At 64.3% G+C, this 22,781-nt stretch carries 18 protein-coding genes; 13 read left to right on the top strand and 5 right to left on the bottom strand.

What is annotated here, in order from left to right; translation table 11 throughout:
- The first annotated feature begins 34 nt into the window (after positions 1–34).
- The gene (locus tag Q2M23_RS16630; protein ID WP_051002629.1) at positions 35–862 is read left to right on the top strand and encodes a CbbQ/NirQ/NorQ/GpvN family protein; all 828 of its coding nucleotides are present in this window, start codon (positions 35–37) and stop codon (positions 860–862) included.
- A 14-nt stretch (positions 863–876) separates the two neighbouring features.
- Positions 877–3,165, top strand: a complete 2,289-nt coding sequence (locus Q2M23_RS16625) for a VWA domain-containing protein (protein WP_316396162.1) — start codon at positions 877–879, stop codon at positions 3,163–3,165.
- A 9-nt stretch (positions 3,166–3,174) separates the two neighbouring features.
- Here Q2M23_RS16625 and Q2M23_RS16620 read toward each other — a convergent pair whose 3' ends face one another.
- Positions 3,175–3,762, bottom strand: a complete 588-nt coding sequence (locus Q2M23_RS16620) for an ANTAR domain-containing response regulator (RefSeq protein ID WP_057015927.1) — start codon at positions 3,760–3,762, stop codon at positions 3,175–3,177.
- The gene (locus Q2M23_RS16615; RefSeq protein ID WP_057015928.1) at positions 3,759–4,922 is read right to left on the bottom strand and encodes a transporter substrate-binding domain-containing protein; all 1,164 of its coding nucleotides are present in this window, start codon (positions 4,920–4,922) and stop codon (positions 3,759–3,761) included. The genes Q2M23_RS16620 and Q2M23_RS16615 overlap by 4 nt, the downstream gene beginning before the upstream one ends.
- A 423-nt stretch (positions 4,923–5,345) precedes the next feature.
- Here Q2M23_RS16615 and Q2M23_RS16610 point away from each other — a divergent pair, with 423 nt between their 5' ends.
- The 9 genes from Q2M23_RS16610 to Q2M23_RS16570 all read left to right on the top strand — a co-directional run bounded on the left by Q2M23_RS16610 (position 5,346) and on the right by Q2M23_RS16570 (position 14,817).
- Positions 5,346–6,746, top strand: coding sequence for an amidase (locus Q2M23_RS16610; protein WP_316396160.1), 1,401 nt, complete (start codon positions 5,346–5,348; stop codon positions 6,744–6,746).
- Between the two features lie 17 nt (positions 6,747–6,763).
- The gene (locus Q2M23_RS16605) at positions 6,764–7,759 is read left to right on the top strand and encodes an acetamidase/formamidase family protein (protein WP_057015930.1); all 996 of its coding nucleotides are present in this window, start codon (positions 6,764–6,766) and stop codon (positions 7,757–7,759) included.
- Between the two features lie 58 nt (positions 7,760–7,817).
- The gene (locus Q2M23_RS16600) at positions 7,818–9,032 is read left to right on the top strand and encodes an urea ABC transporter substrate-binding protein (protein WP_092080051.1); all 1,215 of its coding nucleotides are present in this window, start codon (positions 7,818–7,820) and stop codon (positions 9,030–9,032) included.
- 93 nt (positions 9,033–9,125) lie between these two features.
- Positions 9,126–9,992, top strand: coding sequence for an ABC transporter permease subunit (locus Q2M23_RS16595; RefSeq protein WP_016845722.1), 867 nt, complete (start codon positions 9,126–9,128; stop codon positions 9,990–9,992).
- Between the two features lie 13 nt (positions 9,993–10,005).
- The gene (locus tag Q2M23_RS16590; RefSeq protein WP_057015931.1) at positions 10,006–11,079 is read left to right on the top strand and encodes a branched-chain amino acid ABC transporter permease; all 1,074 of its coding nucleotides are present in this window, start codon (positions 10,006–10,008) and stop codon (positions 11,077–11,079) included.
- A gap of 3 nt (positions 11,080–11,082) precedes the next feature.
- Positions 11,083–11,802, top strand: coding sequence for an ATP-binding cassette domain-containing protein (locus Q2M23_RS16585; RefSeq protein WP_018270850.1), 720 nt, complete (start codon positions 11,083–11,085; stop codon positions 11,800–11,802).
- Entirely contained in the window at positions 11,792–12,502 is a 711-nt protein-coding gene (locus tag Q2M23_RS16580) for an ABC transporter ATP-binding protein (RefSeq protein WP_016845725.1), read from the top strand. The genes Q2M23_RS16585 and Q2M23_RS16580 overlap by 11 nt, the downstream gene beginning before the upstream one ends.
- A gap of 63 nt (positions 12,503–12,565) precedes the next feature.
- Positions 12,566–13,327, top strand: coding sequence for an SDR family NAD(P)-dependent oxidoreductase (locus Q2M23_RS16575; RefSeq protein ID WP_316396159.1), 762 nt, complete (start codon positions 12,566–12,568; stop codon positions 13,325–13,327).
- 86 nt (positions 13,328–13,413) lie between these two features.
- Positions 13,414–14,817: an amidase gene (locus Q2M23_RS16570; protein WP_316396158.1), complete on the top strand. Its 1,404-nt coding sequence runs from the start codon at positions 13,414–13,416 to the stop codon at positions 14,815–14,817.
- Positions 14,818–14,823: 6 nt separating this feature from the next.
- Here the strand turns inward: Q2M23_RS16570 and Q2M23_RS16565 are convergent, their stop codons facing one another.
- Entirely contained in the window at positions 14,824–16,413 is a 1,590-nt protein-coding gene (locus tag Q2M23_RS16565; protein WP_316396157.1) for an ABC transporter substrate-binding protein, read from the bottom strand.
- A gap of 22 nt (positions 16,414–16,435) precedes the next feature.
- Positions 16,436–17,638, bottom strand: coding sequence for a serine hydrolase (locus Q2M23_RS16560; protein ID WP_316396156.1), 1,203 nt, complete (start codon positions 17,636–17,638; stop codon positions 16,436–16,438).
- Between the two features lie 234 nt (positions 17,639–17,872).
- Here Q2M23_RS16560 and Q2M23_RS16555 point away from each other — a divergent pair, with 234 nt between their 5' ends.
- On the top strand, positions 17,873–18,547 hold the full coding sequence (locus Q2M23_RS16555) for a helix-turn-helix transcriptional regulator (RefSeq protein ID WP_316396155.1): 675 nt from the start codon (positions 17,873–17,875) through the stop codon (positions 18,545–18,547).
- Positions 18,548–19,560: 1,013 nt separating this feature from the next.
- Here the strand turns inward: Q2M23_RS16555 and Q2M23_RS16550 are convergent.
- Positions 19,561–20,487 (bottom strand): D-alanyl-D-alanine carboxypeptidase family protein, encoded by a 927-nt coding sequence (locus Q2M23_RS16550; protein ID WP_316396154.1) that lies wholly within the window; start codon positions 20,485–20,487, stop codon positions 19,561–19,563.
- Between the two features lie 495 nt (positions 20,488–20,982).
- Here Q2M23_RS16550 and Q2M23_RS16545 point away from each other — a divergent pair, with 495 nt between their 5' ends.
- Positions 20,983–22,560 carry a gamma-glutamyltransferase family protein gene (locus tag Q2M23_RS16545; protein ID WP_316396153.1) on the top strand — a complete coding sequence of 526 codons (1,578 nt, stop codon included), beginning with the start codon at positions 20,983–20,985 and terminating at the stop codon, positions 22,558–22,560.
- The last annotated feature ends 221 nt before the right edge of the window (positions 22,561–22,781 follow it).

The raw sequence follows: 22,781 nt of genomic DNA, 5'->3' as shown, positions 1-22,781 counted from the left end.
TATCGACCGGTTGCGAACGGCTGCCTGCGCGATCATGGGAGGCGTGAGCTTGTCCAATCCCGCTTTGCTGCTTGATCAGTACCGCATCCGGGAAGAGCCGTATTACCGGCCGCTCAAGGATGAGGTCGAACTGTTCGGTGCGGCCTATGCCAACCGCATGCCGGTGATGCTGAAAGGGCCCACCGGCTGCGGCAAGACCCGCTTCATCGAATATATGGCGTGGCGGCTCGGCCGCCCGCTGATTACGGTCGCCTGCCACGAGGACATGACGGCGGCGGATCTGGTGGGGCGCTGGCTGCTCGACGCAGAGGGCACGGTGTGGAGCGACGGGCCGCTCACCACAGCGGTGCGCCTTGGCGCGATCTGTTACCTCGACGAGATCGTCGAGGCGCGCCAGGACACCACGGTCGTGATCCATCCCTTGACCGACGATCGTCGTGTGCTGCCGCTGGAAAAGCGCGGTGAATTGATCCACGCCCATTCCGACTTCCAGCTCGTGATTTCCTACAATCCGGGCTACCAGAGCGCGATCAAGGACCTCAAGGAATCCACCAAGCAGCGCTTCGCGGCGCTGGATTTCGGCTATCCTGATCGGCCGGCCGAAACCGAGGTGGTGTCGCGCGAAGCCGGTATCGAGCCGAACCTCGCCGATCTCCTGGTGAAGATCGCCCAGCACAGCCGCAACCTGAAAGGCCAGGGGCTCGACGAAGGTGCCTCGACCCGGATGCTGGTCAATGCCGGCCGACTGATCGGATGCGGCATCAGCCTCGAAAAGGCCTGCGAGACCACGATCGTCGTTCCCCTGACCGATGATGCGGACACCAGGAACACGTTGCGCGACGTGATCTCGGCCTGTGGGTAAGTGGAAGATTGCAGGTGGCGGTCGCGCAAATCAGTTCGCTCGATAGCTTCCGGTCCGGACGTCGGCTTGCGGCACTCTTGCGCGGCCATGACGATGTAGCTGCGGCGGTGCAGACAGCGCGTACCGCTCTGCAGCGAACTGGTTGGTTCGATCACCTGGCGGTCTGGGACGAGGCCGTGCACGCCCTGTTCGAGGCCAATCTCGGTCAAGCCGTGGTGCAGGGTTTTCTGCGTCTATCGGAGCAATGGCCGGCGCAGCGATCGGCCGATGATCTGATCGCGATCGGCCGCGCGGTCAGGGACATCGGCTGCGGTGCCGGAAGCCGCGTCGCCCATGCCTTGCTGACCGAATTGTCCAAGGTGCTGCCCCGGCTTGCGGGTGCAGGAGAACTCACCGCGGTTCTCGCCGCGCTCGACGAACTCGCAGCCACCGGGCCGGAGTCGGCGGGGCTCGCGATCGGCCGGCTGGGGCAGTTTCTGACGCATGCCGGCGGCGAGGAGTTTGCAGCGTGGGTCTCCGCTGGCTTGCGCGCCAGTGGCAGTCGCGCATCGCGCCGCCGCGCCTATTTCGCGCTCGACGATCAGCTTTCGGCGCAGCTGTTCGCAGCCGGTCGGAGCGGGGATGATTTCGCGCGGCTGGAGAAGCGCCTCGCTGCAACCACGATCGCGTTGTGGAACAGAAAGCCGCGTTTCCGCAAACTTGCCGTTGCACCGACGCCGGTGCCGCGGCGGACCTCGCTCGCCGCCGGCCTCGTCGGTCTTCCGCAGACCTTTCCCGGCTTCGAGGGCGAGGCGGCCGACGCCGTCTATCTCGCGGCGGTCGCGCATGCCGGCGCGCATCTGGTGCATTCCACCTTCCGCTTTCCGGTGAGGCGACTGAAGGCGCTGCAGATCGCGCTGGTCTCGCTGATCGAGGATGCCCGGGTCGAGGCGCTGGCGCTCCACCGGATGCCGGGGCTGCGCCGGCTGTGGCTGCCATTTCACAGCGCGACGCCAGCCGGCCAGGCAACCGCAGCCGGACTGATGATGCGGCTGGCGCGGGCGCTGATCGATCCCGATTATCAGGATCCGGATGCGTGGGTGACCAAGGGGCGGACGCTGTTTGCCGCTGCCGCCGGCCGCTGGACCGATCCCGCCATCAGCCGCGAGATCGGTGGTTTGCTCGGCAACGACATCGGGCAGATGCGGCTGCAGTTCAACGCCAAGAGCTACGTCGTCGAACCTGCCTATCGCGACGACAATCTGGCGCTGTGGGATTTCGGCGACCAGCGGGACAGTCCGGCCGAGACGATCGAACTTGCCGTCGATTCCGTCCGGATCGAGCGGCGCGACGATGCGGTTGGCCAATCGACCGACGACAACGCCAAGCCGGACGAGACGCTGCGCGCGAAGGCCAGCGCGGTAACGCTGCTGGACGGGTTTCCGGTCGCGACCTACCCGGAATGGGACTATGCGGCGCGTACCGAGCGGCCGGACTGGACCACGATTCTGGAAGCCGACGCCGCCGTTTCCGCGCAGCCCTTCGATTCCTCGACGGACGCCGAGGCGATGCGCTGGATCACGGAGTTGACCCGCGACGCGTCGATTGGCCGCCGGATCAGACACAAGGGCCAGCGCGACGGCGACGCACTCGACATCGACGCGGCGATCGCCCTGACGATCGAGCGGCGAACCGGCAATATCAGCGAACCCAGGGTCTACCAGCGCGATGCACCCGGACCGCGCGATCTCGCCATCCTGCTGCTCTTGGACCTGTCGCAATCGACCGCCGACCGTGACCGCCGCGGCCGGACGGTCCTCGACGTCGAACGCAAGGCGGCTGCGATCATGGCGGCGGCGGTCGAGGCCGCCAATGATGCGATCGCGGTGCATGGTTTCAGCTCCGACGGCCGCGAGCGCGTGCGCTATCTGCGCATCAAGGGCTTTGCGGAGCCGATGGATGCCGTGGTTCGTTCACGTCTCGCGGGTCTTGGCAGCAGCCATTCCACGCGGCTGGGCGCGGCATTGCGCCATGCCGGGGGCTACCTCGCGGAACGACGCGCGTTCCGGAAAGTGCTGCTGGTTCTGACCGACGGCGAGCCGTCCGACGTCGACGTGCCGGATGCGCAATATCTCGTCGAGGACGCCCGCCGGGCCGCGCAGCAGCTGCGGCGGCGCGGCACCGATATCTTTGCCTTCGGTATCGGTGAGCACAGATTTCCCCAGCTCGATCGGATTTTCGGCGAGCGCTATGCGCTCCGGGTGCCGCGCATCGAGGTGTTGCCGCAACGGGTGATGCAGCTCTACGCGGAACTGAAGAAATAGACGACCGCTCTAACCCGTTGCCCGGGGCAGGGAGCCCTTTGCGGTGATCTCCGCCGAGAGTTCCTCGATCGTCTTGCGCTGCTCCATGGCGGCGCGGCGGATCAGCGCAAAGGCCGCCGGCTCGGCCAGCGCATGGCTGTGCATGACCTGAAGGACTGCGGCAAGCACGACGCGGCGGGATCGCAGCCGCTGCTCCAGCTTGAGCACTTGCTGCTTGAGCTCGCTGGTGCGCTCGCTTCGCTCGAAAGCCAGGACGAGCGCGGCATAGATGCCGGCCGATCGCAGCGGCTTCACCAGGAATGACGCCGGATCGAGGTCGAGCACCAGCTTCAGACGGCTTGGCGTCTCGGTGCCGAGCAGGGCGATGACCGGGCTTCGTCCAAGCGACGTCCGCTGTGCCGGCGAGGTGAGCGGCAGGAACTCGTCATCGATCAGCGTCACGTCGGGACGGCAGTCGATACTGGCACCGGGCTCCCATATGACGATCTCGATCCCGAGGCGCTCGAACTGCCGCCTGACGATCGAGGCATCGCGCTCATCCTTGATGGCGACGAGCGCCTTGCGGCCCCGCAGCGAAAATGAAGACGGTTTGCTCATTTCACAACCCGCAAATGCGGCGCATTCGGCAACGTTCCATCCCTTGCCGGGCTGGCGGCGATGTCGAGCTGCGTCAGATAGGGATCCGGTCTAACCGGCGCTTCAGCTTCCCAGAAGATGTCAAACTGTCCTTCGGCGTTCGAGACGGCCAGCCGCGGCGTCAGGACGCAGTGGTTGTTGCTGCCGTCGATCCAGACCGGACCTTGCGGCGAATTGTAGCGATGGCCGGCCGCGGCGCGCCGCACCTCGCCGATATCGGATGTGCCCGCGCGCTGCAGCGCCCGGGCCAGCAGATAGACCGCGACATAGGCGGATTGCCCGTCGACGGACGGGCTGCTGTGCTCGCCGTGGCGCGCCTTCCAGCGCGCCACGAAGGCCCGGTTCTCGGGCAGGCGAATGCTCTCGAAATAGGCCGACGATGTGATGCATCCGGCCGATGCAGGACCCGCGATCTTGAGCTCGGGCTCGCACAGGCTGCAGCTCAGCATCGGGATCTCGAGGCCAGCCGCGGCGGTCGCCGCATGAAAGGCGCGGATGAAGTCGTAACTCGAACTGCCGACCAAGGTGTTGAAGACGACCGGCGGCCGGCGCCGCACGATCTCGTCCACGATGTGCGTGACCGCGCTTTCACCAAGTTCGAGCAGGCGTTCGGCGAGAATGCGTCCTTTGGCCGCCGTCACCAGCTCGCGGGTGACGCGATTGGTTTCCCAGGTCCAGACGTAGTTGGAGCCGACACAGAAGATCTCGCGCGACAGATTATCGAGCACGTAACGCACCAGCGGCAGTACGTTGTGATTGGGTGAGGCGCCTACATAGATGACATTGTCGGAGCATTCGAACCCCTCGTAGCGCGCCGGATACCAGAGCAGGCGGTCGGTACGCTCGACGATCGGCAGCACCTGCTTGCGCGAGGCCGAGGTGTAGCAGCCGATGATATGCTCGACGCCGACGTTGCGAATGAGGTCGTCGCAGACCGTGTGGTACTCCGAAATGATTCCGCGGGGATCGCGGACATGCGCCGATATCGCGAAGTCGAATTCGTCCTGATTGTTGATTTCGTCGACCGCCATCATGGCGCTCTTCAGGATCTCGCGTCCCATGGCCTGATAGGGCCCGTGCTGCGAGCAGATGATGCCGACTGGAATGGAGGGCTTGGTCATTGAGTACTTTCGGCCGCGCAACGCATCAAGGAAATCATCTTCGCAGAGGTCGGTGCAAGAGGTCATGCCGATTTGCTGCGCATGCACCTCGCGAAATTTGTGCAGCCAGCCTCGTTGACAACGCGCTGCACACCTCCTTAGAATTTTCTCCTACAGGGCTTCCTGTCGAACCTTGCGTGCGTCGATCTGGCCGATGACGTCCCGATCGCCGCGCAGAGTGCTCCGTTCGACTCCGGACCCATGCGATAGTTCATAGCCGCGGCATTTGGGCCATTCGTCACCTTCGTTTCGGAGGGGCGGGTGGTTTTTTGCTTTTGCCGCTAAACAAATGGGCGACACGTCCGTGCCGCCAAGCCGGAGGCGCATGCGCGGTGATGGGCAGTGCCTGCGCTTGCGTCATGTCAAGTGCGGGGATGAGAAACGATGCCGACGACGGATCTTCACTATCTCGGGCTCATTGAGATCGGGCAGCAAATCCAGGTCAAAAAGCTCTCGCCGGTCGAGGTGACGAAGGCGATGCTCGGGCGGATCGAGCAGCTCGACGGCAAGCTCAAGAGCTACGCCTATGTGATGGGCGAGGCGGCGCTGGCCGAAGCGGCCGCAGCCGAGAAGGACATCGCATCCGGCAAGATCAAGGGACCGCTCCACGGCGTGCCGATCGCCGTCAAGGATTTGTGCTGGGCCAAGGGCGCTCCGGCCGCGCATGGCATGACCATTCACCGGGACTTCCGGCCGAGCGAGGATGCCACGGTCGTCGCGAGATTGAAGGATGCCGGCGCTGTCATCCTCGGCAAGCTGCAGCAGACCGAGGGCGCCTATGCCGACCATCACCCGAAGATCGATCCGCCGAAGAATCCGTGGAATGCGGATTTGTGGTCGGGCGCATCGTCGAGCGGTTCCGGCGTCGCCACCGCCGCGGGGCTTTGCTTCGGCTCGCTTGGCACCGATACGGGCGGCTCGATCCGTTTTCCATCGGCCGCCAACGGCATCACCGGGCTGAAGCCGACCTGGGGACGCGTGAGCCGTCATGGCGCGTTCGAACTCGCGGCAACGCTCGATCACATCGGGCCGATGGCGCGCAGCGCGGCCGATTGCGGCGCGATCCTCGCCGTGATTGCCGGCCAGGATCCCAAGGACACCACCTCCGTGCCGCTGCCTGTGCCGAACTATCTCGCCGGCCTGTCCGGCGATTTGCGCGGCGTGACGATCGGGGTTGATCGGCGCTGGACCATCGAAGGCACCGACGAGGCTGCCGGCAGGGTGCTCAGCGAAGGGCTGCGCGTTGCTGCCGATCTGGGCGCGAAGATCAAGGACATCACGTTTCCTGATCCCAAGGCCGTCATCGAGGACTGGTTCCCCTTGTGCGGCATCGAAGTGGCGGTCGCGCACGAAGAGACCTATCCCGCACGCAAGGACGAATATGGTCCGGCGCTCGCCGGCCTGCTCGATCTCGGCCGGGCGCAATCCGGCATGAATTACCAGAAGATCGTGCTGCGGCGCGAAGCGTTCCGCGGCGCGGTGCGGCTGTTGTTCGAGACGGTCGATCTGATCGCCGTTCCGGCCCAGGCGTTCGCTGCGCCGACATTGGCCAAGATGGCGGCGCTGGGTGAGGATCCGTCGCTGATTACCGGGCTGCTGCGCTTCACCTGTCCGTTCGACATGACCGGCAGCCCGACCGTGACGCTTCCCGGCGGCTTCGCGCCGAACGGCGGGCCGATCGCCTTCCAGTTCGTCGGCGGCCACTTCGACGAAGCAAGCCTCGTTCGCGCGGGCGATGCCTTCCAGCGCGTCACCGACTGGCACAAGCGCCATCCCGCGATCTGAATTGAGGAGCCGACCGCATGACCGAAGATTGGTTGAAGAGTTCCATCATGGCCAAGCGCGCCCTTGCCAAGGGCGCGACCGGTACGACCCATAGCCTGACGATCGAGCAGCAGGGCGGCTTTCATTACGTCTATGGACCCTATGCCAAGCCGACCCTGTCGATCGATCCGGGCGGGGTCGTCGTTGTCGAAACCGAAGACGCTTTCGGCGGCGTGCTCACCAGCGAAAGCGACAGCCCTACGGCGAAGCTGAACTTCCCCTATCTGAACCCGCAATGCGGGCCGATCGCGGTCAAGGGCGCCAAGAAGGGCGATTGCCTCGCCGTCTATATCCGCGACGTCGAGACCCGCGGCGCGCAGCCGGCCGGAACGACCTGCATCATTCCGGAGTTCGGCGGCCTGGTCGGGACCGCATCCACGGCGCTGCTCAATCCGCCGCTGCCGGAACGCGTCAGGAAGCTGCATGTCGACCGCAACGGCGTGCGCTGGAACGACAAGATCACGCTGCCCTATGAGCCGTTCATCGGCACGATCGGCGTATCGCCCGAGATCGAGGCGATTTCCTCGCTGCAGCCCGATTATCACGGCGGCAACATGGACCTGCCCGACGTTGCACCGGGCGCGATTATCTATCTGCCGGTGCATGCCGAAGGCGGGCTGCTCTATGTCGGCGACTGCCACGCCACGCAGGGCGACGGCGAACTCTCGGGCGTCGCGCTGGAGCAGCGCGCGACGGTGACGCTGCAGATCGATCTGATCAAGAACTGGAGCTTCGCCTGGCCGCGGCTCGAGACGCGCGACTTCATCATGACGATCGGCAGCGCGCGCCCGCTCGAGGACGCGGCGCGCATCGCCTATCGCGAGCTCGTGCGCTGGATGAGCGCCGATTACGGCTTCGACGAGATCGACGCCTACATGCTGCTCAGCCAGGCCGGCCGCATGCGGCTCGGCAACATGGTCGATCCCAAATACACGATGGGGGCGTCGATCCTGAAGAATTACCTCAAGGCGTGACTTCAAACATCCTTCAACGACAGAGGACATCGCGATGTATTCGGGGCGTATAGTCGGAATGGCTTTGCTTGGTGCAATGCTCGGGACCGCGGCAATAGGTGTCGCCCAGGCGGCGGAGCCGCCGCTGAAGGTCGGCTTGCTGGAGGACGTCTCCGGCGATCTTGCCTTCATGGGCATGCCGAAGCTGCACGGCTCGCAGCTCGCGGTCGAGGAGATCAACAAGAGCGGCGGCATTCTCGGCCGGCAGATCGAGTTGATCCATCTCGATCCCCAGGGTGACAATGCCCGCTATCAGGAGTTCGGCCGACGGCTGCTCAATCGCGACAAGGTCGACGTGCTGATCGGCGGCATCACCTCGGCATCGCGCGAGGCGCTGCGTCCGATCGTCGATCGCACCACCACGCCGTACTTCTATACGAACCAGTATGAAGGCGGTGTCTGCGACGCCAGCATGATCAGCATGGGCGCGGTGCCGGAGCAGCAGTTCTCGACCCTGATCCCCTGGATGGTCCAGAAGTTCGGCAAGAAGGTCTACGTCATCGCAGCCGACTACAATTTCGGCCAGATCTCCGCGGAGTGGAACCGCAAGATCATGAAGGACCTCGGCGGCGAGGTCGTGGGCGAGGAATTCATCCCGCTCGGCGTGTCGCAGTTCGCGCAGACGATCCAGAACATCCAGAAGGCCAAGCCGGACTGGCTGCTGACGATCAATGTCGGCGCGGCGCAGGACTCGTTCTTCGAACAGGCAGCCGCGGCCAACCTCAACCTGCCGATGGGTTCGTCGATCAAGATCATGCTCGGCTTCGAGCACAAGCGGTTCAAGCCGCCGGCGCTCAACAACATGCATGCGACCGCGAACTGGTTCGAGGAGATCGATACCCCCGAAGCCAACGACTTCAAGAAGCGCTGGCACGCAAAATTCCCCGACGAGCTTTACATCAACGACATGGGCTACAACGCCTATAACGCGCTCTACATGTACAAGGCGCTGGTCGAGAAGGCCAAGTCGACCAAGCTCGAGGACATGCGCAAGGTGATCGCAACGGGGGATGCCTGCATCGAGGCTCCCGAGGGCAAGGTCTGCATCGACCCGAAGAGCCAGCATACGTCGCACCGCATGCGCCTGATCTCGGTCGGGCCCAAGCATGAGGTGACGGTAGAGAAGGACTACGGCACGATCCAGCCATACTGGCTTGGCGAGATCGGCTGCGACCTCACCAAGAAGAACGACAAGGATCAGTACACGCCGAGTCATCTTCCCAGCAAGTCGTGATGCGCGCAGGCACGAATCTTGCTCGTGTTTGCACCGCGGCTTTGAGGCGAGCCGGCGCCGCAATGATGCGGCGCCGCGATCAGGGAGACCGGAATGTCGGCTGAACTCTTCTCGGTATTCTATCAGTTCGCCGATGTCTTCGCGTTCCTCATCCTGTCGGCGGCGGGCCTGGCCATCGTGTTTGGCATGATGGGCGTCATCAACATGGCGCATGGCGAGTTCATCATGTGCGGTGCCTACGTCACCGTAGGGCTCGTGAATCTCGGCGTGCCGCTTCCGATCGCGCAGATCCTGGCCGCCCTGACGGCGGGGATCATCGGCATGATCGTCGAGTACCTCGTCGTGCGGCGCTTCTACAAGCGACCGCTCGACTCGCTGCTCGCGACCTGGGGCCTCAGTCTGATCGTGACGCAGTCGATGCTGCTGATCGTTGGCTCCGCGGTGCGGGGTATTGGCACGCCGGAAGGAAGCTTCGCGATCGGGGGCTACACGTTTTCGACCTACCGGCTGGTGCTGTTTGCCTGTGCGGTAGCGGTGCTGGCGGGCCTCTACATCATCTTCATGAAGACGCGCTTTGGCGTGATCGCGCGCGCCACGATGCAGAATGCGGCGATGGCCAAGGCGCTCGGCGCGCGCACCGGGCGGATCTATTCCATCAGCTTCGGCATCGGCACCGCGCTCGCGGGGCTCTGCGGCGCGCTCTACGCGCCGACCATGACGCTGATCCCGACCATGGGCGCGACCTTTGTGGTCGAGAGCTTCGTCACCGTGGTGATCGGCGGCGCCAATGTCCTGCTTGGAACCGCGCCGGCCGCGGTGTTCCTGGCGATGATCCGAATGGCATTGAATGCCAGCTACGGGCAGATCATCGGCCAGATCGGCATGCTGTTCGCTGTCATCCTGATCATACGTGTGCTGCCCGAGGGACTATCCAGCGTGCTGGTTCGTCGTGGGCGCTAGACGGGAATTTCTGATGTTGAAGCTGCTCGAGGGCCCGCAGACGCTCGGACGCGGGAAGATCTTCTGGTCCTGCTTCCTCGCCGTGCTGGCCGGGGCGCTGATCTATCCGCTGTTCGCCGATTCCTATGATGTCGGCAATTTCGCCTACTTCCTGATCTGGATCTTCATGGCGCTCGGCCTCTGCCTGATGTGGGGATACGGCGGCATGCTGTCGTTCGGCCAGACCTTCTTCTTCGGCATCGCCGGCTACGGCTATGGCGTGCTCGCCATCAATATGGGCGGGGGAACGACCACGATCGCCGCGCTGGTTCTCTCCGTGGTCATCGCGATGATCGCGGCCGGGATCCTCGGTTACTTCATGATCTGGGGCGGCATCAGCGGGATTTTTTTCGGCATCGTGACGCTGTCGGCAACACTGGTGCTTGCCTTCTTCCTCGGGCAGACCGCGGGACCCGAATGGCATATCGGTCCGGCTCGGCTGAACGGCTTCAACGGCATGAAGGGAATGGACCCGCTCACGGTCGGCGACTTCGACATCGAGGGCTCGGCGCTCTATTACGTCATGATCGCGCTGATCGTCATCGTCTACATCGCGCTGCGCATGCTGGTGAACTCGAGCGTCGGCAACGTGATCGTGGCGACGCGGGAAAATCCGCAGCGCGCCGAGATGCTCGGCTATGACGTCCGCAAGTATCAGCTTTTGACCTTCGTGATCGGCAGCGGCCTCGCAGGGTTGAGCGGCGCACTGTACACGTCGTGGGGGCAGTTCATCACGCCATCCAGCATCGGCCTGCCGGCGGCGGCGATGCCGATCGTGTGGGTGGCGTTCTCCGGACGCAACGATCTGACCGCGACCTTGGTCGGATCGTTCCTGCTGCTGTTCGGCTTTCAGACCATCACGGTCTACAGCCAGCAAGCGGCGCTGGTGCTGATGGGCGTGCTGCTGCTCGCCACCGTGATGCTGGCGCCGCAGGGCTTCGTGCTCGGCATCGGCAAGCTCGTCGTCGATTGGTGGACCAGGCGTCGGCGCCGCGACGAAGCCCCGGCGCTGGCCGACACCGCCCGCCTGCAATCGGATGAGACCTGAATCATGGCGCTGGTCGATGTGAAAGGTGTCTCCAAGCGTTTCGGTGGTTTGACCGCCGTCTCCGACGTCGACCTGACGGTCAATGCCGGCGAGGTGCACTGCCTGATCGGGCCCAACGGGGCCGGGAAGAGCACGCTGTTCAAATTGATCGTCGGGCTCTATCCGCCGACCACGGGCAGCATCTTCTTCGACTCGATCGATATCACCGCCGAGCGGCCCTACGCGCGGGTGCAGCGCGGCATGAGCATCAAGATGCAGGCGCCGAGCGTGTTCAAGGAGCTGCCGGTGCGGCAGAACATCCAGATCGCGCTGCAGGAACGCATTTCGGGCGCGGAATGCCGTGCTGAAGAGGAGCGGCTGCTCGCATTGCTCAATCTGGCTGACGATAGCGGCAAGCTCGCCGGTGCGCTTTCGCACGGCCAGCAGCAATGGCTGGAGATCGGGATGGCGCTGGCGCTGCAGCCGCAGCTGCTGCTGCTGGACGAGCCGACCGCCGGCATGTCGCCGGAAGAGACTTTCAAGACCGGCGAGCTGATCAAGTCGTTCAATGCCGAGGGCATGACCGTCCTGGTCGTCGAGCACGACATGGCGTTCGTGCGTCAGGTCGCCCAGCGCGTTACCGTTCTGCATCTTGGCAAGATCTTCGCGCGCGGCAGCTTGGAGGCGATTTTGGAAGACGAGAAGGTCGCGGAAATCTATCTGGGTAAGACTCATGCCCACTGATCGCATCCTGGAGGTGTCGGGGCTTTGGGCGGGCTACGGCGCGACGCCGATCCTGCAAGGCGTCAGCATGTCGGTCTCGCGCGGCGAGATCGTCGGCGTGATCGGCCGCAACGGCGTCGGCAAGTCGACCCTGATGCGGTGCCTGATCGGTCTGCTGCAGACCTGGCGCGGCACCATCAGCTTCATGGATCAGGATGTCACGCAGCTCGAGGCCGATGCGCGGGCGCGCGCCGGCTTCGGCTACATCCCGCAGGGTCGCGACGTGTTTCCGCAAATGAGCGTCGAGGAGAATTTGCAGGTCGGCGAGTTGATCGGCGGGCCCGAAGGCAAGAAGCTGCCCGAGCTCGTCTACGAGTATTTTCCACGCCTGAGGGAGCGCCGGCGCCAGATCGCGGGCACCATGTCGGGCGGCGAGCAGCAGCAGCTTGCGATCGGCCGCGCGCTGATCGGCAATCCGGCGCTGATGATCCTCGACGAGCCGTCGGAGGGCATCCAGCCGTCGATCGTGCAGCATATTTGCGAGGCGCTGAAATCGTTCCGAGCGGAGCTCGGGACCACGATCGTGTTCGTGGAGCAGAACCTCGACACCATCCTGGAGATCGCGCAGCGCTGCTACATCATGGAGAAGGGCAAGATCACGCGATCGCTGGCCGGTGAGGAGGTCAACGCGGACAACGTTCGCGCGCAGCTGTTACTGTGATCGACCGCGCGATGCGGTGAAGATCAGTGCGTTGCATAATTGATAATAATGGAGGGAATGGACATGGATCTCGGACTCAAGGGAGCAAAGGTTCTCGTTACCGGCAGCACCAAGGGCATCGGCAGGGCGATCGCCGGCACGTTCGCCGCCGAGGGCGCCAACGTCGGCATCTGTGCGCGCAACCAGGGCGACGTCGACGCTGCGGTCACAGCGCTCAAGGCCAAGGGCGTTTCGGCGTTCGGTAGTGCCGTCGACGTCTCTAACGGGCCGGCCCTGAAGGCCTGGGTCGCCGACATGGCGTCCAAGCTCGGCGGCATCGATGTCGTGGTCGCGAATGTCAGCGCGCTGTCGATCGGGCAGGACGAGGAGAGCTGGGAGAAGGAATTCTCCACCGACATGATGGGGACGGTGCGCCTCGTCAACGCGGCGATGCCGTATCTGGAGAAGAGCGGCGCCGCCGCGATCGTCACCATCTCGAGCGTGTCGGGACGCGAGGTCGATTTTGCCAGCGGTCCCTACGGTACGTTCAAGGCGGCGATCATCCACTACACGCAGGGCCTTGCCTACCAGCTCGCGGCCAAGGGCATCCGGGCCAATTCGGTATCACCGGGCAACACCTACTTCGAGGGTGGTGTCTGGAACATGATCAAGGACGGCAATCCCGAACTGTACAAGACCGCACTGGCGCTCAACCCGACCGGCCGCATGGGCACGCCGCAGGAGATGGCGAACGCCGCTGTGTTCCTGGCCAGCAAGGCGGCGAGCTTCATCACCGGGACCAACCTCGTGGTGGACGGCGCGTTGACGCGCGGCGTCCAGTTCTAGGCGGGGCGCGCCGTCAGCAGAGCCGCGAGATCGCCGCCCGCGGCGGCGGTCCGGACAGGCATATTCCGATAACAGCAGGGCATCAGATGTCAGCGGATTCATTGCACTACAAATCCATCACCGAAATCTCCGAGCTCATTCGCCGCAAGGAGGCGAAGCCGTCGGAGATCACCGAGGCAATGCTGGGCCGGATTGCGAAGCTGGATGGACAGTTTCACGGCTATGCGCTGGTCCTAGCGGAGCGAGCGATGGCCCAGGCCAAGCAGTACGACGCGGAGATCGCCAAGGGTGTCTGGCGTGGCCCGCTGCATGGCGTTCCGATCGGGCTGAAGGACCTCTGCTACACCTCGTTTGCACCGACCGCGGGCGGCACCACGATTCACGCTAAATTCGTACCGTCCTTCAATGCCACGATCGTGGACCGGCTCGAAGTCGCCGGCGCGGTGACGCTCGGCAAGCTGAAGATGACGGAGGGGGCCTATACCAGCCACCATCCTGCAATCCAGGCGCCGCTCAACCCGTGGAATGTGAACTACTGGGTCGGCTCCTCCTCGACCGGATCGGGCGTCGCGACCTCAGCGGGGCTCTGCTACGGCTCGATCGGCAGCGACACCGGCGGCTCGATCCGCTTTCCGTCGGCGACCTGCGGGTTGACCGGGATCAAGCCGACCTGGGGGCGGGTCAGCCGGCACGGCGTCTTCCCGCTGGCCGACTCGCTCGATCACGTCGGGCCGATGTGCCGCAGCGCTGCGGATGCCGCGGCGATGCTCGGCGTCATCGCGGGCGCTGATATCAACGACCCGACCGCCTTGCGGGCTCCGGTGCCGAACTATCTGGCTGGAGCGGGCGACAGCATCAGGGGCCTCAGGATCGGTGTTGACCGCAGGTACGCCCAGGAGGGCATCGACCGGCAGGTCGTCGCTGCGCTGGTGCAAGCCGAGCGCACGCTCGCCGATCTCGGCGCCGACATCCGCGAGGTGCATTTCCCGCCTTACCAGAAGCTCGTCAGCCAGTGGATTGCGATGTGCTCGGTCGAGACGGCTGAGGCGCATCTGGACACCTACCCGTCGCGCAAGTCGGAATACGGACCCGATCTCGCGCAGCTGATCGAGCAGGGCCGGGCGACGAGCGGCGTCGATATTGCCGCGATCCATCATGAACGGTTGAAGTTCAGCGGCAGCCTCGCCGCCATGTTCGAAGATATCGACCTGCTGCTGATCCCGACGATGCCGGTACCGATTCCGACGCTCACCAAGATGAGCGAATACGGTGCCGACCCCAATATCCTCCTGAGCATTCTGCGCTTCACGGCGGTGTTCGATTTCTCGGGCAGCCCGACTATTACCTTGCCGATGGGCATGGCCTCGGACCAGATGCCGCTCAGCATGCAATTGGTCGGCCCACATCTGTCCGAAGACGTGCTGGTCCGCGCCGGCGCCGCGTTCCAGTCGGTGACGGACTGGCATGCGCGGCGGCCGCCGATCGAATAGGCACCGCTAGCCTGTCTTGTCGACATTCCAGAACAGCGGCACCGGCGCCCGGACGATGTCCTTCAGCGCCTTGCGCGTCGCGGCCGGTTGATTGTACTGCCCGGTCGGGACGTGGGTGACCACCTCGTAGGCGCGTGCCTGGATCTTGTCGGCCAGCGCCTTCTGGTCCGGCGGCGCCGCGGTGCGGGCAAAGCTGTCGCGCAGCCGCTCGAGCTCGGCGTCCTCGACCCAGCCGAAGAAGCCGCCGTTCTTGCCCTTGCCGTTAACGCAGGCGTTGCCGATCGGATTGACAAGGTCGGCGCTGGCCCAGGTCGAATGGTAGAGCGACCAGCCGCCCTCGGCCGGCATCGACTGCTTGGCGCGCCGCGCCACCACCGAACCCCAATCCATCGCCAGCAGGTTGACGTTCATGCCGATCGAACGCAGCGCCTCGGCGGTGACCGTGCCGAGCGCGGTGATGATCGGCGCGTCGGTCGCGTGCAGGATCGTGATCTGCTCGCCCTTGTAGCCGCCCTGCTTGAGCAACTCCCTGGCTTTCGCGGTGTCCGCCTTGGTCGACCATCCGACCGCGCTTTCGAACGGCGTGCCGGCGACGAAGATTGCCGGCGTGATCTTGTAGTAATCGGGATTGCCGACCTGGGTGTCGAGCCAGTCCTTCTGGTTCACCGCGTGCAGCACGGCCTGGCGGATCTCCGGCCGGTCGAACGGCGGCACCAGCCAGTTCATCCGGCACATGCCGGAGAAGCCGAGCGTGTTGTAATCGGTCAGCTCGACATTGGAGGCGCGAGCAAGCATCGGATGATGGTCGTGCGGCGGCACCTCGAAATAGTCGATCTCGTCGTTGACAAGCGCGTTGGTCGCGATCTGGAAATCCGGCACGCTGATCCATTTGTAGCGGCCGATCTTGACGACCTTGCCGCCGCCGGTGCCGTCGGACGGCTCGTCGCGGGAAACGTAGTCCGGGTTTTTCTCATAGGCGGCCTTGACGCCGGGCTGGAATTCCGCCGTCACGAAGCGGAACGGTCCGGAGCCGAGATGATCTGATATGGCCTGGTCGGCGGGCGTCGCGGCGATCCGCGCCGGCACGATGAAGGGCACGTTGGCGGTTGGCTTGCCGAGCGCCGCCAGCACGAAGCCGCATGGCTCCCTCAGCACCATGCGGAAGCTGCGCTCGTCGACCGCCTTCAGTTCGGCAACGAATTCGAACAGTTTCTGGCCCATCGTGTCGCGCTTGGCCCAGCGCTGCAGCGAAGGGATGACGTCGGCCGACGTCACCGCGCTGCCGTCATGGAATTTGAGGCCGGGCCGCAGGCGGAAAGTGTAGGTCAGGCCGTCGGCGGAGACCTCCCAGGCCTCGACCATCTGCGGCTTGATCTCGAATTTCGAATTGGTCGAGAACAGCGTGTCGTAGATCATGTAGCCGTGGTTGCGCGCGGTCCACGCCGTCGTCATGATCGGGTCGGTGGCGCGCAGCGGCGCGTGCATGACGGCCGTGATCGTCTTCGAACTGGCCCGCGCGATGCGCGGCATCGCAATGCCGAGGCTTGCTCCCGCACTGATCTGCAACAGACGGCGGCGGTTGATCGGTGGTCCCATGGTGTCCCCCTGTCGCAATCGGTCAGCTCTTGCCGGCAAGCCTGGCCGCGATTGCGCGATAGCCGCGCATCCACATGTGATCGAGATTGAGATCCATCGGCAGCGGCTGCGAGGAGACGCGTGCGATCACGGTCTCATTGGCCGGATCGATGTAGATCCACTGGCCATGAATGCCGACCGCGGCAAACGGTGTTTCACGTCGATCGAGCGTGTACCACTTGTTGCGGTAATTGCCGTTTGGAAACACTTTCGTCAGGTCGCCGCGCGACCAGGCCTCGGCATTGCCGTTCTGCCTGATGTCGTCGATCCACCAGCCGGGGACGACCTGTCGTCCGTTGCTGATGCCGTGATTGCGCATCATCTCGCCGAACCGGGTGAGATCCCGCAGTGTCGCGCAGATGCCGCCGGCGACGCGGCCGGCACCGCGTGAATCGACCGTGATGTAGGCGTCGTGCTCGGCGCCCATCGGCTGCCACAGATAGTGGGAGAGGATCTTTGCGTAGGACATGCCGCAGGCGCGCTCATAAACCCAGCCGAGCACATCGGTGTTGGTCGATACGTAGTGGAAGGTCTCTCCATGCGGTGCGCCGTTCGGTCGCAGCGTGCGCAGATAGTCGCGCAGATTGCTCGGCGGAATCGCCGGATCGGGCAGCTCCCAGCCGGTCGAGCGCCGGTAGTTCATGACGTCGCCGTCGCGCGCCATGTAATCCTCGTCGAAGCGGATGCCGACGCTCATGTCGAGCAGATGCCGCACCCTGCAGTCGCCGCCATAGACCCAGCCCTCCATCTCCGGGATGTAGCGCGTCACCGGCGCGTCGGGGTCGAGCTTGCCCTGATCGGCGAGGATGCCGCCGAGCGTTCCGGCGACCGACTTGCTGACGGAGAAGATCAGGTGCGGGGTATCGGGCGTCAGGCCATGGGCATACCATTCGAACGCGATCTGTCCGCGATGCGACACCACGATGCCGTCGGTGTGGCTGGCGCGCAGCGCCTCGCCGACGCCGATCGGCTCGCCGCGCGGGTTGGCGAAGCTGAGGTCGTCGAGATAGCGCGGCGCAAAGGACAGTGGCGCCGGCGCTGCGGCGCGCGCGATGTTCGCGGTGGGCAGCAATTCGCGGACATTGCGGAATGCCCACTCGTTGAAGGGATGTTGGCGCCAGTTGGCGAGCGTGACCTGTTCGTCGGCCGCCGACGGGAAGGCGGCCATGATGCGACGCGAATTCATTCTTGATCCAGCAATGACATCGGATGATGCGCGAAAGTTCCGCATGGCTCGCGTCGCTCGCAATCAACCGGATGGTGGAGGGGGCCGTTGGGTTACTTCGGCGTAACCGTTTCCCCGGATGTGCGCTTCGTGCGTTTGGCCCGCAATTTGCTTGACTATGGCTCGCGCGTGCCTCAGCGTGACGGTTACGCGACGCGCAGACGTTCGCCATCGGGAAACATCGGGAGGTAGGTCATGATCGCGCTTCTGGGCCGACCGGATCCGGCAACCACGCAGGCCATTCAGTTCGCGCGCGGCATTCTCGAGGGGTCGGCGACCGCGTTCTACGAGGTCGACGGCAATTTGACCCTCAACCGCTTCGTGCTCTCTAGCAACGTGCCGCCGAGTTTCCACGACCAGTATCTTGCCGGCATGAACCGGCTCGATCCGTTGCATCCGCGCTCGGCGAGCAACCGGCCGATTGCGCGGCTGAGCACGGCGCTCGACCAATGCGCGATCCAGGAGGCGGCGACCTACCGCGCCTTCGCCGGCCAATGCGGCGTCGCCGACATGATCGAGTTCTTCTTCCGCCGCAACGACCGCATCGTCGCCGGAATGAGCGTGCTGTGGGCGCCGGGCTGCGCGATCCCCGACGGCAGCATGCACATTGCGGAGAAGATCCACGACTATCTCGAGTTCAACCTGACCAGTCGCCTGTCGTCGAATGCCGACGAGCCGGCGCGCTTTGGCCTGACCTCGCGCGAGATGGAAGTCGTCGAGCTGTTGTGCTGCGGCCGAACCAACCGCGAGATCGGCGAGTGCCTGAACATCGGCCTCGCGACGGTGAAGACGCATCTGATCCATATCTTCGAAAAGCTCGGCGTCGAGACCCGCTCCGCCGTCGTGGCGATGATGTCGCGGCCGCATTGAGGCGCGGGCTGTCGATTAGAGCCCGCGGCTCTTCCAGCACGTCGTCTCTGCGAAAGCAGGGACTCATACGCTGCGGCGGATTGTGAACGGGATTCGTTACTCCAGCGTCGTGAAACGATAAACATCGGTGGTTATGGGTCCCTGCTTTCGCAGGGACGTCGATGAGGATGAATCGCAATTCAAGATGTCAAGCGGCGCGGTGTCATCACCCGCGAATGCGCGCATGCGGGGATCCAGTATTCCAGAGATGCCTGTGCTTGAATCGAGAGGCCGCGGCACACTGAATCGCCAGGTCGAGCCGGGCGATGACACCGAAGAATATGCCAGCACACAGCTCCCTCCACGTGTCGTCCCGGCGAAGGCCGGGACCCATAACCACAGGACTGGGTTGGTGAGGAAAGCCGTGGCCCCAGCGTCGCACAACAATCATCTTCAGTGGTTATGGGTCCCGGCCTTCGCCAGGACGACGATGAGGATGCTTCTCGCGCGAGACAACGCACCGCTACTGCGCACCCTTCTTCGGTGTCATCACCCGCGCATGCGCATGCGGGTGATCGAGTGGCGCTTCTGACAAAGCGAAATATTCTTCGCGTGAAGGATTGACAGGATTTGCTGAGTTGCCCGTCGAACTGATCTGTCGTTTCCGGAATTGGGCGGGACCGTCGCTCCGTGGGCCGAAGCGGCGATCCCTGATCGCGCGAGGTGCATGGTCGGGTGTGGGCAAAATGTCGGCCAATCCGCACGACTGGGGACATGATAGATCGACAAGCGCACGCGGCAATTGCCATTCTGGACTAGCCCCGAGTAACAGATTCAGCGGCAAGCAAGCTCCACAGCGCAGAAGTAGTAGCGCGGCGCAGCAATCGCGGTTCCTGGTAGATGAGAGTCCGGGGAGAGGCGTAACGTCATGGACGGAGGCTGGCCGCTACGGCCTCCGAAGCCGCCGTCAGCCCCAGCTCACCCCCTGAGCTGGGGCGCGCCGGAGCGCACGAAGCGCAGGAGGGGTAGGCCAATCAGAGGCGCGAGCTGAGTTTCGTCGTCGCGGCCCTCGACGCTGCCTTTGACTTTGCGCGCGTCGTCACGCCATGTCTGGAAGATGCTGCGATTCGGGTATGTCGCTTGCCGGCCAGCTTTGTGTGCCTTGATACCGTACGATGAGCAGCATACTCCCGACCATCGACCGGTGCGAGATGCGCTGGGTCTCCATTCAAGTATGGACGTCCGACTCCGAACTGCTTTTCGTGCTCGTCGATCCATTTCCATAATCGCTTGGTCTCGGTTGCACGCTCCTCCTTGCTCCCGCCATTCATGCTGACGACGTCTGCGGCGAGCCCGTGACCATAGCCTCCACGCGAGCTGCCGCCGTGATAGGACTTGTCATTTGCGGCCTTCAGCCCGCTTGCAATCGATTGGCGGTAGTCGTCGCGAAATCCGCTTGTGATCCCGGGTGCCAGTCCGGCCTGCTCCGCTGCGTGGAGCATATAGAACAGCTTTTGCTTGAAGGCTCGATCCATCCCTCCGATCACGTAATCCATCAGAGGCATGCGGGCTCTTTCTGCCGCCCTGGGGTCCTTCCATCCGAAGTCATTTTCGACCCGCCTCGGGATGCTGCGCGTGACCGTGATCAGCTTGCGCTTCCGTTTGATGATCACGTCCTTTTTTTCGTACACGACGATCCAGTCGGTCTTCGGCGCTCGCGTGTAGAGCGCGCCAAGGAACCGGTCGATGCACGCCTCGGCAACAAAGCATTCGTCCAGGACCAGAACTGTATCAATATTGTCCGGGGCGACCTTGAACGAGCCGGCAACGTTGGCCGTGGATACCTGCTCAGGTTGCTTCTCGCCTGGCGTCGTCGACGGAGCCTCGGGCGACGCTCGGTCCGCATCCGGCAAGACACCTCCGTCGGCATCGGATTGAGCCGACGGTTCGGATGCCGTCACGGGTCGGCTCGACTCCTCATTGGGCGACGCCGCACGCACGTCGTGAACGACGGCGCAGCATGACAGTGAGACCAGAGACGAGGCAATGCGTAACCAACCAGCCCCCCAACCGAACCGACTTCGCCTGGCGCCATGAAGCTCTCTGAGAGATGACATCGGCATTGGCAATCGACATGAGCTAAATTGATCGTGGCAGCGTGCCATCGCGCTCCGGGCTTGGCAACCAGTTACCCACCACAGAATTGCCGCCGAGCACGCAACTATTCAGATAGGCCGAAAGAATTCCTCACGCGCAGGTTTGACAGGTTTTGCCCGGTTGCCGCCGGATCAATCCGCCGCGTCCGAGAGGCGTGACAACCCTCGTCCGTATTCACCGATCCACCGTTGGGTGGATTGCTGCCTGCCCGGTGGCCAAACGAGAGTCCTCCGCGAGGACCGGTGTCGTTTTCGACAATGTGGCGAGCGGCGGCCGCTCACAACATTGAAGGAAACGACATGCGCGATTTCATGGCCATCGGCCGTTCGGTGGCGGTTGCGGAGCGTGGCATGGCCGCGACCTCGCACCCGCAGGCGACGCTGGCCGCGGTCGAGATGCTGAAGGCCGGCGGCAATGCCGTCGATGCCGCGGTGGCGGCGGTCGCGGTGCAGGGCGTCGTCGAGCCGCAGATGACCGGGATCGGCGGCGACTGCTTCGCGCTGTATTCGCCTGACGCCGGCGAGCCGATCGCGCTGAACGGCTCGGGCCGCACGCCGGCCGCAACCGATGCCGAGAAATTTGCCGCGAGCGGCGCGCGCGACATTCCGCCGACCGCGCCCGAGGCCGTCACCGTGCCCGGCGCGATCGATGCGTGGTGCCGGCTGGTCGCCGATCATGGCAGCAGGTCCCTGGAGGAGATCTTCCGACCGGCGATCGCGGCTGCCGAGCGGGGCTTTTGCGTGACGCCCCGCGTCGCGGAGGACTGGCGCCGCTTCCGGGCCCGGATCGAGATCGACGGCAATGCGGCGGCGCAGTTCCTGCCCGGCGGCAAGGCGCCTGAGGTCGGCGACATCCGTACGCAACCCGCGCTCGGCCGCACCCTTCGCCGGATCGCGCAGCACGGACGCAACGCGTTCTACACGGGCGAGGCTGCCGACGAGATGGTGGCTATCTTGCGTGCCCTGGGCGGCGCCCACAGCACCGACGATTTCGCCGCCCAAGCCTCCGACTATGTGCACCCGATCTCGGCGCGCTACCACGACCACGACGTGGTCGAGTGCCCGCCGAACGGGCAGGGCCTGGCCGCACTGATGATCCTGCGGACGCTTGCAGGCTTCGATGTCGGCAAGCTCGGAGAGGCCGATCGCATCCATCTGCTGGCTGAAGCCACCAAGGCGGCCTACCGCGCGCGCGACGCCTTCTTTTGCGATCCCGCCACCAGCAAGGTCGATCCGGCCGCATTCCTTGCCGACGACTATATCGGGAGAATCCGTGGCAAGATCGACATGGGCCGCTCATCCGCGCCCGTGGCCTGGGACGATATCGAGCATCGCGACACCGTCTATGTCACGGTGGTCGACCGCGATCTCAACGCCGTATCGCTGATCAACTCGCTGTTCTATCCGTTCGGCAGCGGCATCTACGCCCCGAAATCGGGCATCCTGCTGCACAACCGCGGCTGGAGTTTTCGCGCCAAACCGGGACATCTCAATTCGCTCGGGCCGCGCAAGCGGCCGATGCATACGATCATTCCGGGCCTGCTGCGCAAGGACGGCAAGACCGTGATGTCGTTCGGCGTGATGGGCGGGCATTACCAGGCCGCGGGCCACGCCAATCTGCTGTCGAACATCTTCGACATGAAGATGAACATCCAGGCCGCGGCCGAGGCGCCGCGCTCCTTTGCCTTCGACGGCGCGCTGTCGCTGGAGACGACCGTTTCTCCCGGGATACGCGACGACCTTCGCGCCCGCGGCCACGATGCGCGGTTCTCGGAGGAGCCGATCGGCGGCTGTCAGGCGATCCGCATCGACCACGCCCGCGGCGTCCTGTTCGGCGCTTCGGACCACCGCAAGGACGGACTGGCGCTAGGGTTCTGAGGCGCGTCGCGCGGTTTCGGAATAATAGAATAGTAACGCTGATTTGCCCGACATGTCAAGTCGCCATGTCGAGTGCCGGCACGCCGCCGGCTACTGTGCATGGGGTTGTTTTCGATGTTTTGGCAGTGCGCCCCTGCGGAGGCAGGCAATACGCAATAGCCCTGCGCTCGCGGGGAAGCGGCGGAGCATCCACCGGACGGTGGATTGTTCCAAATGCCGAC

The organism is Bradyrhizobium sp. 33ap4 (assembly GCF_032654765.1).
GTDB classification, from domain to species: domain Bacteria; phylum Pseudomonadota; class Alphaproteobacteria; order Rhizobiales; family Xanthobacteraceae; genus Bradyrhizobium; species Bradyrhizobium australafricanum.
Note: the sequence above shows the minus strand (reverse complement) of the source record. Positions and strands in the feature narration are given on the sequence as shown.